At 70.2% G+C, this 11,362-nt stretch carries 14 protein-coding genes and 2 pseudogenes; 8 read left to right on the forward strand and 8 right to left on the reverse strand.

What is annotated here, in order from left to right:
- Positions 1-40 precede the first annotated feature (40 nt).
- Positions 41-400 (forward strand): nuclear transport factor 2 family protein, encoded by a 360-nt coding sequence (locus AB0383_RS42825; RefSeq protein ID WP_366190267.1) that lies wholly within the window; start codon positions 41-43, stop codon positions 398-400.
- Here AB0383_RS42825 and AB0383_RS42830 read toward each other — a convergent pair.
- Both AB0383_RS42830 and AB0383_RS42835 read right to left on the reverse strand, forming a co-directional pair.
- Positions 397-786, reverse strand: coding sequence for an NUDIX domain-containing protein (locus AB0383_RS42830; RefSeq protein WP_366190268.1), 390 nt, complete (start codon positions 784-786; stop codon positions 397-399). The genes AB0383_RS42825 and AB0383_RS42830 overlap by 4 nt on opposite strands.
- Positions 783-1,163, reverse strand: a complete 381-nt coding sequence (locus AB0383_RS42835) for an isochorismatase family protein (protein WP_366190269.1) — start codon at positions 1,161-1,163, stop codon at positions 783-785. Before AB0383_RS42835 ends, AB0383_RS42830 begins: the two co-directional genes overlap by 4 nt.
- A 64-nt stretch (positions 1,164-1,227) precedes the next feature.
- Here AB0383_RS42835 and AB0383_RS42840 point away from each other — a divergent pair, with 64 nt between their 5' ends.
- Complete coding sequence (locus tag AB0383_RS42840) at positions 1,228-1,947, forward strand: SDR family oxidoreductase (RefSeq protein WP_366190270.1); 720 nt, start codon at positions 1,228-1,230, stop codon at positions 1,945-1,947.
- On the opposite strand, the gene AB0383_RS42845 is transcribed toward AB0383_RS42840, so the two are convergent.
- Genes AB0383_RS42845 through AB0383_RS42855 form a run of 3 tightly spaced genes read right to left on the reverse strand, consistent with a single transcriptional unit; the run spans position 1,944 to position 4,934 of the window.
- Complete coding sequence (locus AB0383_RS42845; RefSeq protein ID WP_366190271.1) at positions 1,944-3,125, reverse strand: PQQ-dependent sugar dehydrogenase; 1,182 nt, start codon at positions 3,123-3,125, stop codon at positions 1,944-1,946. The genes AB0383_RS42840 and AB0383_RS42845 overlap by 4 nt on opposite strands.
- A 37-nt stretch (positions 3,126-3,162) precedes the next feature.
- Positions 3,163-3,810, reverse strand: a complete 648-nt coding sequence (locus AB0383_RS42850; protein ID WP_366190272.1) for a response regulator transcription factor — start codon at positions 3,808-3,810, stop codon at positions 3,163-3,165.
- Complete coding sequence (locus AB0383_RS42855; RefSeq protein WP_366190293.1) at positions 3,807-4,934, reverse strand: histidine kinase; 1,128 nt, start codon at positions 4,932-4,934, stop codon at positions 3,807-3,809. Before AB0383_RS42855 ends, AB0383_RS42850 begins: the two co-directional genes overlap by 4 nt.
- A gap of 147 nt (positions 4,935-5,081) precedes the next feature.
- On the opposite strand from AB0383_RS42855, the gene AB0383_RS42860 reads away from it, so the two are divergent.
- The gene (locus AB0383_RS42860) at positions 5,082-5,684 is read left to right on the forward strand and encodes a methyltransferase domain-containing protein (RefSeq protein ID WP_366190273.1); all 603 of its coding nucleotides are present in this window, start codon (positions 5,082-5,084) and stop codon (positions 5,682-5,684) included.
- Positions 5,656-6,162, forward strand: a complete 507-nt coding sequence (locus AB0383_RS42865; protein ID WP_354863998.1) for a DedA family protein — start codon at positions 5,656-5,658, stop codon at positions 6,160-6,162. Before AB0383_RS42860 ends, AB0383_RS42865 begins: the two co-directional genes overlap by 29 nt.
- On the opposite strand, the gene AB0383_RS42870 is transcribed toward AB0383_RS42865, so the two are convergent.
- Entirely contained in the window at positions 6,104-6,907 is an 804-nt protein-coding gene (locus tag AB0383_RS42870) for a helix-turn-helix transcriptional regulator (RefSeq protein ID WP_366190274.1), read from the reverse strand. The genes AB0383_RS42865 and AB0383_RS42870 overlap by 59 nt on opposite strands.
- Before the next feature lie 77 nt (positions 6,908-6,984).
- On the opposite strand from AB0383_RS42870, the gene AB0383_RS42875 reads away from it, so the two are divergent.
- Both AB0383_RS42875 and AB0383_RS42880 read left to right on the forward strand, forming a co-directional pair.
- Positions 6,985-7,902 (forward strand): LLM class flavin-dependent oxidoreductase, encoded by a 918-nt coding sequence (locus AB0383_RS42875; RefSeq protein ID WP_366190275.1) that lies wholly within the window; start codon positions 6,985-6,987, stop codon positions 7,900-7,902.
- Positions 7,903-8,130: 228 nt separating this feature from the next.
- Positions 8,131-8,982, forward strand: coding sequence for a heme-binding protein (locus AB0383_RS42880; protein WP_366190276.1), 852 nt, complete (start codon positions 8,131-8,133; stop codon positions 8,980-8,982).
- A gap of 57 nt (positions 8,983-9,039) precedes the next feature.
- Here the strand turns inward: AB0383_RS42880 and AB0383_RS42885 are convergent, their stop codons facing one another.
- Positions 9,040-9,426 carry a TetR/AcrR family transcriptional regulator C-terminal domain-containing protein gene (locus tag AB0383_RS42885; RefSeq protein WP_366190277.1) on the reverse strand — a complete coding sequence of 129 codons (387 nt, stop codon included), beginning with the start codon at positions 9,424-9,426 and terminating at the stop codon, positions 9,040-9,042.
- 125 nt (positions 9,427-9,551) lie between these two features.
- A pseudogene (locus AB0383_RS42890) lies at positions 9,552-9,728 on the reverse strand (TetR family transcriptional regulator); the annotation flags it as partial.
- 115 nt (positions 9,729-9,843) lie between these two features.
- On the opposite strand from AB0383_RS42890, the pseudogene AB0383_RS42895 reads away from it, so the two are divergent.
- Together AB0383_RS42895 and AB0383_RS42900 are read left to right on the forward strand one after the other, a co-directional pair.
- Positions 9,844-10,884 (forward strand): annotated as a pseudogene (locus AB0383_RS42895) (FAD-dependent monooxygenase).
- A gap of 15 nt (positions 10,885-10,899) precedes the next feature.
- A complete protein-coding gene (locus tag AB0383_RS42900) occupies positions 10,900-11,355 on the forward strand; it encodes a hypothetical protein (RefSeq protein WP_364181932.1) in 456 nt (151 codons plus the stop codon).
- The last annotated feature ends 7 nt before the right edge of the window (positions 11,356-11,362 follow it).

The following is an 11,362-nucleotide window of genomic DNA, read 5'->3' on the forward strand; positions in this document are numbered from 1 at the left end:
CGGGCTTGTCCGAACGGCGCAAGTGCTTGACGATCATCCGATGAAGACTTTCCGGGAAGCCGTCGAGACCAAAGACTTCACCGCCGCCATCGCGTTGTTCGCAGAGGACGCCGTGTTCCGCAGCCCCGCCGTGCACCGGCCCTACCAGGGGCGCGAGCAGGTCGCGGCGATCCTGCGCGCGGCGTTCGCGGTGTTCGAGGACTTCGGCTACCAGCGGGAACTGAAAGACGACCACGGTCACGCCCTCCTCTTCACCGCGCGCGTCGGCGACCGTGAGGTGGAGGGCTGCGATTTCCTGCGCACCAACGAAGCCGGTGAGATCGACGAGTTCGTCGTCATGGTGCGCCCGCTGTCGGGGCTCAACGCGCTGGCCGCGGCGATGCAGAAGCAGCTCGGCTAGAGCAGGCCGCGCGCGTGCAGGTCGTCGAAGATGAGCTGCACCACCGCGGACACCCGGGGACGGTCCTCGAAACCCAGCCAATCAAAGGCGGCGATCTCGCTTGAGGCCGCCAACGTGCCGGAAAACGTGCCGGTGTAACAGGTCATCCGCACCACCGTGCCCGCCGAACGCCCGTCCGCCTGCGCCTCCCACACGCCGGCGGGCGCGAGCGACGACGGGTCCAGCGCGACCGACAGTTCCTCCGCGATCTCCCGCACCAGCGCCTCGGCGTCCGACTCGCCCGGCTCGCGCTTGCCGCCCGGCAGGTACCACGTGTTCTTGCCGGAGGACACCGCCGCGAGCGCGCGGCCGTCCACCACGTGCAGCCACGCGAGTTTGTCGATCATCGCAGCGCCGCAAGGGTTTCGGCCGTGGTGAGCACCGTGCCGAGGCGCTGGAAGATCTTGGTGGTGGATGATTCGTGTGACACGTCCGAAAGGCCCGTCATCGCGTCGGACACGCCGATCACGGCGTACCCGTGGTCCGCGGCGGCCCGCAGCGTCGACTCCACGCCGAACTCCGTCGCGATGCCGCCGAAGACGACGGTGCGCACGCCCGCGTCGCGCAGGTGCGTGTGGAGGCCGGCTTCGGAAAACGCGTCGCGCAGGCGCACGGCGTTGGCGGCGGCCTCGGGCCCGGCGAACGGCGTCGTCGGCATCGCGACGATCCGCTCCTGGAAGTCGACGAGCACGAGCGCCGTCGACGCGGGGTCGATCTCAGTCATACGGCAGATCCTAGGCCGATCCCGGTACGGTCTGTGTTCGTCCACTGGGGAAAGGATGTCCGTGATGAACCGGGAAGTAGTGGTCACCGGCGGTGGTACGGGAATCGGCTACGCCATCGCGGCCGCGTTCGCGCGCGCCGGCGACCGCGTGACGATCACCGGCCGCCGCGAGAGCGTGCTCGCCGAGGCCGCGGCGCTGCTCGGTGCGAAGGCGGTCGCGTTCGACGCCGGCGATCACGAGGCCGTCGAGGCGGCCTTGCCCGAACTGCCGGAACGCGTTGACGTATTGGTGAACAACGCGGGCGGCAACACCGATTTCCTCCGCGACGACAACATCGACCTCGCCACCCTGAACACCGCCTGGACGGCCAATTTCCGCGCCAACGTCTTCACCGCCGCGTTGGTGACGGCCGGTTTGCGCGACCGGATCGCCGACAACGGCCGAATCATCACCATCGGGTCCATCGCCGCACACACCGGCGCCGGTTCGTACGGCTGGGCCAATGCGGCCGTCGAGGCGTGGAACTCGGATATCGCCAAGGTTCTGGGGCGACGGCGGATCACCGCGAACGTGGTCGCGCCCGGCCTGGTCGTGGACACGGAGTTCTTCCACGGCAAGCTCACCGACGAACGCCGCGGCCGGCTGGTCGCCAACACGATGAACAAACGAGAGGGCCGTCCGGAAGACATCGCGGAAGTCGTGGAGTTCCTCGCCGGTCCCGGCGCGGGCCATGTGACGGGTCAGGTCGTGCACGTCAACGGCGGCGCGTACCAGGGCTCTTAGGTGCCCGGAGTGACACGCAGCAATTTGTCATCCGATCCGTTCGAGGTGGTCACGTAAAGCGCGCCGTCCGGCGAGGAACGGACGGCGCGCAACCGCCCGAACCGGTCGTCGAATTCGGGCGGAAGCGTCACCGAAGTGACATTCGCCGCGGCATCCAGGTGCAGTAGCAACAGTTTCTGCCCCTTCAACGCCACCACGGCCAACGCGCCCTCATTGGCACCCCACTGAGATCCGGTCAGGAACGCGTCACCGGAGGTCGCCTCGGTGATCTCCCCGGAAGTCCAGAGTGGACGAACCGCGTCGGGGAACCGCGTGAGGTCCGTCATCGGCACGCTCTCGTCGTACGAAGAATCCGTGCCGCCCTTCGACGGATCCCACCCGTAGTTCGCGCCCGCGCGCAGAAGGTTCACCTCGTCGTCGAACGTCGGCCCGTGCTCGGAAGTCAGTACCTGCCCGGTCCCGGGCCGGATCGCGACGCCCTGGACGTTGCGGTGCCCGTAGGTGTAAATCCGCCGCTCACGCGGATCTGTCGAAGCGAAGAAAGGGTTGTCCGGCAAAGCTTCCCCGGTCTTCGCGTTGATCCGCAGCACCTTCCCGCCCAGGCTGTGCCGGTCCTGCGCGATCGTCGACCGCGCTGTGTCCCCGGTCCCGACGAGCAGCGCGCCGTCCGGAGCGAGTGTCGGCCGGCAGCCGGAGTGCCGGCCACTGGGGTTCACCGGCAGCCCCGTCAGCAGGTCCCGCACCTTCGACGCGCTCGCCCCATCGGGCGCGAGCCGCCACGTGATCAGCCGGACGTCGACTGCCCGGCCGCCCTCCTGATGCGTCTGGCACGTTGTGAACTCCCGCGACGAAGGGAAATCCGCCGCGAGCACCATCCCCATCAACCCGCCCTCACCCTGCACGAGGACGTCGGAGAAGTCGGCGCGCACCTCAGTGGTCCGCCCACCCCGGATCAAGGCCAGCTTGCCCGGCCGCTGCGGCACGAGCAGCGACCCGTCCGGCAGGAATCCGACGTCCCACCCGTGCTCGAGCCCGCCCGCCACCTCTTCGACGCGAAACCCGGTGGCAGACGCCGACGAAGGCGCGTTCGTCAACGGCGGTGGCGCACTTGCCGCCCCCGTACAAGCGGCAGCGAGCACCGCGACCGACGCGAGCAGCACGACTCCGGGCAGGCGCATACCACCCAGCATGCCCGACAAAAGCGACGTTCGCGTCTCAATCGCCGGGCCGGACCAGCCCCGACTCGTACGCGAACACCACCGCGTGCACCCGGTCGCGCAGGCCGAGCTTGGCGAGGACCCGCCCGACGTGCGTCTTCACCGTCGTCTCGCCGATGATCAGCTTGCCCGCGATCTCGCCGTTCGACAGCCCGCGAGCGATCAGTCCGAGCACGTCCTTCTCACGCTCGGTGAGCGAACCCAGCTTCGCCGACTCGACGGGCCGCCCGGTCAGGTAGCGGTCGAGCAGCCGCTGAGTGACCGACGGCGACACCATCGCGTCGCCGCGCAGCACGCCGCGGATGGCCACCAGCATCTCGTCCGACGGCGCGTCCTTCACCAGGAACCCGCTCGCGCCGGCGCGCAGGGCCGAGTAGGCGTATTCGTCGAGGTCGAACGTCGTGATCACCAGCACCCGCACGTCCGGCAGGGCGGCGCAGATGCGCTCGGTCGCGGCGACGCCGTCGAGCACCGGCATGCGCACGTCCATCAGCACCAGGTCAGGTCGCCGTTCGCGGGCGATCCGCACCGCCTCCGCGCCGTCGCCCGCCTCCGCGACGACGTCGAGGTCCGGCTGACTGTCCACGATCATCCGCAGCCCGACGCGCACCAGTTCCTGGTCGTCGCAGATCAGCACGGACGTCATCGCGCCGCGTCCGTCCGCAGTGTCGCGAGCACGCGGAACCCGCCGTCGGGCAGCGGGCCCGTTTCGAGTTTGCCGCGGTAGAGCTCCACGCGCTGCGCCATCCCGGCCAGCCCGCGCCCCGACGACGGCAGCCCGGCCGCCACGGGCTCGTGGCCCCCCGTGTTGGTCACCTCGACCAGCACCTCGGTGCGCGTGAACTCCACGCGCACGCGGGCGGACGCGTCGGCGGGAGCGTGTTTGAGCATGTTGGTCAGCGCCTCCTGGACGATCCGGTACGCCTGCAGCGCGGCGCCCGTGGGCAGGTCGGTGGCATCACCGGTCACTTCGAGCTCGACGTCCCGCCCGGACTGCTCCACGAGGGTGCGCAGCTCGTCGAGCGTCGGTTGTGGCGTGCGCGCGGGCTCGCCGGCGTGCATCACCTCGAGCAGCCGCCGCAGCTCCGCGAGGGCACCGCGCCCGGTCCGGCTGATGGTGTCGAGCGTGCGGTCCACGGCGTTCGGGTCCTGGTGCCGCGCGAGCTTCGCGCCCTCCGCGTTGAGCACGATCACGCTCATGCTGTGGGCGAGAACGTCGTGCAGCTCGCGCGCGATGCGCGTGCGCTCCTCCGCGACGGCCGCGCGCGCCTGCGCCTGCCGCTCGGACACCGCGAGGTCCGCCCGCAGCCGTTCCTCGTCGGTCAGCTGCTCCTTCGCGCGGAAGAACTCGCCGAGCGCCCACGCCGCGATGTGCAGCGGCAGCACCCCGACGATCGTCAACGTCGGGTTCTGCGTGGCGACGCCCCACGTGGCCCCCCACATCCAGTCGAGGCCCAGCACGGCCGCCGCGATCACCGCCGCGAACCGGCGGTCACCCTTCTTGACCAGCGTGAACAGCACCACCGCCATCGCCAGCTCACTGCGCCCGCGGTCGAACGCCCACACCTCGTTCGTGTAGACGGCCACCACCCCGGCGATGATCAGCACCGCCGTCGTCCGCGGCCAGCGCCGTCGCACGAGCAGCGGCAGCAGGAACGACAGCGGCACCAGCCGCAGGGACCAGTCGCCGGCCGCGATGTTCGGCCCGAGCAGCACGAAGACGGCGTACAGCGGCAGGTCCAGCGTCCAGCGCTGCCTGCGTACCCACATCACCAGTGCTCGCACGTCTCCGAACGTAACGCTCGCCGGCCACTCGCGGCGTCCTTCCGCGGTATGCCTCGCCTCCTCCGATGGGACGACCCACGCGGCCCGATCGGCCGATCCGCGGCCACACCCGACGTCCCTAGTTTCGGGAACATGTCGATCACCACGGAGTTCTTCCGGCACCCCATGCTGACGGGTGCTGTCGCGGCGAGTTCGGGGTTCCTGGCCACGGCCATGACCCGAGGCCTGGGTCTCGAGGGCGCGTCTTCGGTCGTCGAGCTGGGGCCGGGGACGGGGGTGTTCACGTCGGCGGTGCTGGCGTGGCTGCCGGCGTCTGCGTCCTTCACGGCTGTGGAGATCAATCCCCGGCTGGCCTCTTCGCTGCGTTCGCGGTTTCCCTCGGTCTCGGTGGTGTGCGGCTCGGCTTCCTCGTTGGGTTCCCTGGGGCTGGCCCCACCGGACGTCGTGATCTCCGGCCTGCCCTGGACGGCCATGCCTTCTTCGCGACAGCAGGAGATTTTGGACTCGGCCTGCTCGATCCTGTCCCCGCGCGGCTGCTTCACGACCTTCGCCTACGCGCACACCGCCTGGACACTGCCGGCCCGCCGCTTCGCCCGCCTGTTGCGCAGCCGCTTCTTCGTGGTCGAGCGGACTCCGGTGGTGTGGCGGAACTTGCCGCCGGCGTACGTGTATCGGGCCGCTTTGCCGGTTTGCGTTGGGGTTTCCCGTGAACGCTCTGCTGCACCCGCTTCTTGACGCACCCGCGGTGGTCGTCTACGTCGTGTGTGCCTTGGTGATCACGGCGGAAACGGCTCTGCTGCCGGGAATCGTGCTGCCGACACTGTCCACTTTGCTGCTGATGGGTTTCCTCGTGCAGCGGGGGACTTTGTCCTGGTGGGTGGCTTTGGTGGTGTGCGTTTGCGCCGCTGTTCTCGGCGACCAGGTCGCGTACTGGGAGGGGCGGATGTTGGGCCCGCGGCTGCGTTCTTCGCGGCTGGGGCGCCGGGTTGGCGCGGCGCGCTGGGACCGGGCCGAGTCGGTGATCGTGCGGTTCGGCGTGCCGGCGGTTGTTTTGGGCCGGTGTTTGGCGGGGGTGCGGACGTTGGTGCCCCGAGTGGCGGGCTCGGCCGGGCTGCCGTATCGGCGGTTTGTGGTGGGGAGTGTTTGTGCCGCGGTCATGTGGGCGGGGGTGGAGTTGCTGGCGGGGCAGCTGGCGGGGTGGGTTGTGCCGTAAGCAAAGCCGCCGTTTGTGCGTCCGCCGGCAGGAACGTCTCCAGGCTCAGCTCCGCGATCGTCACGTCGACGGCCGTCGTGAGGCGGGTGATGGCGGTGATCAGGTGGAGGTCGCCCAGAGAGGTGGACAGCTGCAGGGGCACCGCGAAGCCGAGGTGGTCCGGCGAAGGCGGCGAAGGCGCGGGCAGGTACGACGTCAGCTCCGCCAGCAACTCGGCCTGACGCGGATTCGGCAGGCCCTGGCGGGGGCGTTCGAGCACGTGTTGCGCCCAGTCGGCGAAGTTGTGGATGCGCGGGGCCATGCCGTCGGGGTGGAGGGCGAGGCGCAGGACGTTCACGGGTGGAGCCAGCAGGTCCGGCGAGACGCCTTCCGTCAGGAGAGTGAAGGCGTCGTTCGCGGAGACCAGCGTGCCGTAGCGGTCGATGATCAGCGCCGGGTACGGGCGGTGGCCGTCGAGCAGGGCCGTCAAGGAATCGAGGACGGGGGCCAGCCGGGGGTCGTCCAGTGGCGTCTCGGCGTAGCGCGGGGCGAAGCCGGCCGCCAGGAGCAGGGCGTTGCGTTCGCGCAGGGGCAGGCCGAGGGCTTCGGCCACGCGGACGACCATGCCGCGGCCAGGAGCCGAACGGCCACGTTCCAGGAAGCTCACGTGCCGCTGCGTGGTGCCGGCGGCCAGGGCCAGGTCGAGCTGGCTGAGGCGGCGGCGGGTGCGGGCGTCGCGCAGCGCGGTGGCGAAGGCCGGGTCCATGGGGCCAGGCAAGCAGAACCCGTGCCATTCCTTCAAGGGAATTGCCGCCGGACCCGCGGCGGAACAATCTCGACCCCATGCACTACGGACTCCTCCTGCCCGCCGGGCAGGCCCAGCTTCCCGTCACCGCCGTCGTCGAGCTCGCGCGCGAGGCCGAGCGCCTCGGCTTCGACTCCGTCTGGGCGGGCGACTCGCTCGTGCGTGCCCGGGCCGAGCCGCTCACCTTGCTGACCGCCGTCGCGCAGGCCACCGAGCGCGTGACGGTGGGGACCGCCGCGCTGTTGCCCGCGTTCCGCCAGCCCGTGCAGGCCGCGTGTGCGGTCTCGACCCTCGACCAACTCTCCGGCGGCCGCCTCGTGCTCGGCCTCGGCGCGGGGTTCCCCGGCTTCAGCGAGCCGGAGTTCGACCTGGTCGGCGTGCGGTTCAAGACGCGCTTCTCCCACCTCGACGACGTCGCCCGCCTCTGGCGCGACCTCTGGACCGGCACGCCCCGCTCGTTCCACGGCAAGGTCCTCCACCACGACTGGCTCCCCGACGTCCCCGCGCCCTCCCGCCCCGGCGGCCCCCCGCTGTGGCTCGCCGGCGCGACGCCGTCCGCCCTCCGCCGCACGGCCGACCTCTACGACGGCTGGCTGCCCTACCCGCCCGACCCCGCCGACTACGCCCGCGGCCTCACCACCATCCGCTCCCTCTCCGACCGCCCCATCACCCCGGCCCTCTTCGCGACGGCCTTCATCGCCGACGAGCCCGCCCGCGGCAGCCAGTCGCTGGACACCTACTGCCAAGCCACCTACGGCCGCCCGCTGTCCGCGATCGGCACCATCCAGACGATGCTCACCGGCCCGGTCCAGACCGTCGCGGCCGGCTTGCGCGAGTACGAACTCGCTGGTGCAGACCATATTCTGATCCGCATCGCCGCCCTGGACGCCGGCGTGGTGGCCGACCAGTTGCGCCTGCTGTCCGGACTCTTGCCGACCAATTCCAAAGAACGCTGAACCCTCGAGTGCCTTCCATCCGTGTCATGAACGGATCCCCACCCGGGGGATCCGTTGACACGAAAGGAAAGCCATGAAGATCACCGGAGACCCCGACTGGAACCGCGATGCCACCCGGGCAGCGTTTGTGCCCGTTCGAGTGAACCCCTGAACCAGCGCCCAGGTCCCCGCCGTGTCACCCGCGGACTCGATCACCGGGATCCGTTGCCACGGAAAGGAAGTGCAGTCATGACCACTCCTCACGTCTTCCGCGCGGGCGCGCCCGCCAACCTCGCGACGTTGCGCTCGCTGCGGGAGCTGCCGGGTAGGTGGATGGGCAAAGGGTTCAACCTGATCTCGCGCCCGGACAAGCACGACGAACAGCCGTTCTTCCTGCAGCTCAGCGCGACGCAGGAGACGATCGAGTTCGCGCCCATCGGCGCTCCGGTGCCGAACCGCGGTTCGGCGCAGGACGACATCTTCTTCCGTGGCGTGCACTACACACAGCAGATCGCGGACGCGGCCACGGGCGGTGCGCTGCACTTCGAAACGGGCATGTGGCTTGACGTTCCGGCCACCACCGCGCCGGCCGCTCCCGAGACCGTGACCAGGCTCGCCACCATCCCCCACGGGGATGCCTTGCTGGCGCAGGGAAAACCGCTGGCCGTGCCAGGCGGGCCGCGCATCGATCCGGTGGATTCGACGCCCATCACGACCAGCACGGGCAAACCGGTCACCGACGACAAATACCTGGCGCCGTTCAAGAACACCGCGCTGCCCGTCGGCATCCCGGCCGAAGCGGTGCTGAACCCGAACGTGCTGCTCACCGACGCGATCAAGGGCCAGAAGATCACCGAAACCGTGGTGCTGCCGCTCTCGACCACCGACGCGATCGGCGGCACGGCCGGCGGCATCCAGAACATCCCGTTCGTGGTGGCGAACGCCAACGCCACCAGCATGACGGCCGTGTTCTGGATCGAGAAGGTCGAGGACCCGGTGCTGGGCCACTTCCTCCAGCTTCAGTACACGCAGACGATCATCCTGCGCTTCCTCGGCATCGACTGGCCGCACATCAACGTCGCGACGCTCATCAAGCAGTAAGCGGCACTCCGGCCGGCCGGCGGCAAGGACTCCAGCCGGCTGGAGACACCGGCCGGCTCAAGGCACATGCGCCGCCAGCCCATCCAGGACCCGCGCCAGCCCCGCTTCGAACAGCCGATCCTGCCGGTCCTCCGCATGCGGCGTCTCCGCTTCCACAATCACCCGCGTGAACCGCGGATAGAGGCCACTGCCGACGATCCTCGGGCCGTACTCGCCTTGCTGGTCCATCCATTGGGCGTGCGTGAGGCCGGAGCGGTGGGCGGCGGCGCGGTCGCCGAGTTCGCCGAGGACGTGGCCCAGCACGAAGGCCGACAGGGTACCCAGGTTGGCCAGCATGTCGTCGGTCGAGAGGTCAAGGCCGTCGAAGGCCGACAGCGAGAGTTCCAGCCAGCGCAGGCTGTTCGGGCCGTGGTTGGTGCGCCGGAGGACAGGCCGGCCAGCCACGGGTGCCGTAGCGCGAGGCCGCGCTGCGCGCGGGCGATCGTGGCGAGGTCGGTGCGCCAGGGCCCGCTCAGCCGCGTGCCGGCGAGGGAACCCATGACCTCGTCGACCATCAGCTCGAGTACATCGTCCTTTTTGGACACATAGCGGTACAGCGAGGTCGTGCCGGCGCCCAGCGCCGAGGCGATGCGCCGCATCGACACGGCGTCCAGGCCCTCGGCGTCGGCGAGCTCGATGCCCGCGCGCGCCACATCGGCGCGGCTGTGGGCGGGGCGGGGGCCGCGCGTGCCGTGTTCGGGGCGCATCCAGATCACGGGGTAGTCCGCCACCGCCCGGGCCTCCTCGCCGACTCGAAAAACAAGCTATTGCGTACCCAGTTCGGTATACCAGGAACACTGTAACCGGGTTTTGGGGGCGAACATGGACTACGACGTCGTCGTGGCCGGTGCGGGGCCGGTCGGCCTGATGCTCGCCGCGGAGCTGAGGCTGGGCGGCGCCAGTGTGAAAGTCCTGGAGCGCGAGACGGAACGCCCGCCGGCGCGGTACGGCTCCATGGGCGCCCGCGCGCTCAACGCCCCCAGCGTCCACGCCCTGCACCTGCGCGGGCTTCTGCCCGAAGTCGAGTCCGCCGCCCTGTGGTGGTTCAACGAGCAAGCCCCGCAACGGGAACAACCACAATAAGACATCTTCGTCGGCCACTTCGCCGGCATCGGCGTCCGCGCCAGTCGACTCAAGCCGGACACGCAGCAGGAGTTCCTCGGTGCCGGCGTGGTCGCCCAAGCCGATCTCGAAACCATCCTCGAAGACCACGCCACCCGCCTGGGCGTGCACGTCGAAAGAGGCACCGAACTGGTCGGCTTCGAAGACGGCACCGTCCACACCACAGCCGGCACGATCACCACGAACTGACTGGTAGGCGCCGACGGCGGCCGCAGCACCGTCCGCAAGCTCGCCGGCTTCGAGTTCCCCGGCGAAGATCCCGTCTTCACCGGCCGCCAGGCGATCGTCGAGCTCGACGACCCGGCCGAACTCACCGCGGACGGCTGGCAGCGCACCGAAAACGGCTCCTACACCGTTGGCGGCTGGGCCCCCGAAGCCGGCAAAGCGCTGCGCACCCACACCGTCGAGTTGACCGCCCCCACCGACACCGGCCCCGTCACCCGAGAAGAACTACAAGCCAGCCTCCGGCGCACCACCGGCACCGACTTCAAGATCACCAAGCTCCATCAAGCCACCCGCTACTCCGACACCACCCGCCAAGCCACCACCTACCGGCAGGGCGACGTCCTCCTCGCCGGCGACGCCGCCCACGTCCACTCGCCGGCCGGCGGCCAAGGCCTCAGCGTCGGCCTCGGCGACGCCACCAACCTGGGCGGGAAGCTCGCCCTCGTCGTCCGCGAGCAGGCCCCCGAAACGCTCCTGGACACCTACACCGAAGAACGCCATCCCATCGGAGCCTGAGCCCAGCGCTGGAGCATGGCCCAAACCGCCCTCACCCAGCACCGCGGCGCCCGCGCCGACGCGCTGCGCGAGGTGATCACCGACCTCCTCGACACCCCCGACGGCGCCACCCACGTCGTCACGCGGATCAGCGGCACCTGGCAGCACTACGGCGAAGGGACCGACGAAACCCTCCTCGGCCACCGCGTCCCCGACCTCCCACTGGACGACGGCACCACCCTCGCCGCCCACTTCCGCGCGGGCAAAGCCGTCCTCCTCGACGCGGGCGCCAACGCCACAGCCACGGCCGCACCCTGGTCGGACCGCCTGACGATCACCACCGCCAGGCCCACCGCCTTCCCCGACCAGCCTCTCGCGGCCTTCATCCGCCCCGACGGTTACGTCGCCTGGGTGAGCCCCGGCCAAACCGACCTGCGCGCCGCCCTCACCACGTGGCTAGGTCGCCCCCGGACTGTCGGTGCCCCGACGTAGTCTGGAA

Source organism: Amycolatopsis sp. NPDC051373 (assembly GCF_040689465.1).
Taxonomy (GTDB): domain Bacteria; phylum Actinomycetota; class Actinomycetes; order Mycobacteriales; family Pseudonocardiaceae; genus Amycolatopsis.

Bases quoted from the DNA above. Each gene is read 5' to 3' on its own strand.
- AB0383_RS42825 (WP_366190267.1), top strand. From the start codon at position 41: ATGAAGACTTTCCGGGAAGCCGTCGAGACCAAAGACTTCACCGCCGCC.
- AB0383_RS42830 (WP_366190268.1), bottom strand. From the start codon at position 786: ATGATCGACAAACTCGCGTGGCTGCACGTGGTGGACGGCCGCGCGCTC.
- AB0383_RS42835 (WP_366190269.1), bottom strand. From the start codon at position 1,163: ATGACTGAGATCGACCCCGCGTCGACGGCGCTCGTGCTCGTCGACTTC.
- AB0383_RS42840 (WP_366190270.1), top strand. From the start codon at position 1,228: ATGAACCGGGAAGTAGTGGTCACCGGCGGTGGTACGGGAATCGGCTAC.
- AB0383_RS42845 (WP_366190271.1), bottom strand. From the start codon at position 3,125: ATGCGCCTGCCCGGAGTCGTGCTGCTCGCGTCGGTCGCGGTGCTCGCT.
- AB0383_RS42850 (WP_366190272.1), bottom strand. From the start codon at position 3,810: ATGACGTCCGTGCTGATCTGCGACGACCAGGAACTGGTGCGCGTCGGG.
- AB0383_RS42855 (WP_366190293.1), bottom strand. From the start codon at position 4,934: ATGTGGGTACGCAGGCAGCGCTGGACGCTGGACCTGCCGCTGTACGCC.
- AB0383_RS42860 (WP_366190273.1), top strand. From the start codon at position 5,082: ATGTCGATCACCACGGAGTTCTTCCGGCACCCCATGCTGACGGGTGCT.
- AB0383_RS42870 (WP_366190274.1), bottom strand. From the start codon at position 6,907: ATGGACCCGGCCTTCGCCACCGCGCTGCGCGACGCCCGCACCCGCCGC.
- AB0383_RS42875 (WP_366190275.1), top strand. From the start codon at position 6,985: ATGCACTACGGACTCCTCCTGCCCGCCGGGCAGGCCCAGCTTCCCGTC.
- AB0383_RS42880 (WP_366190276.1), top strand. From the start codon at position 8,131: ATGACCACTCCTCACGTCTTCCGCGCGGGCGCGCCCGCCAACCTCGCG.
- AB0383_RS42900 (WP_364181932.1), top strand. From the start codon at position 10,900: ATGGCCCAAACCGCCCTCACCCAGCACCGCGGCGCCCGCGCCGACGCG.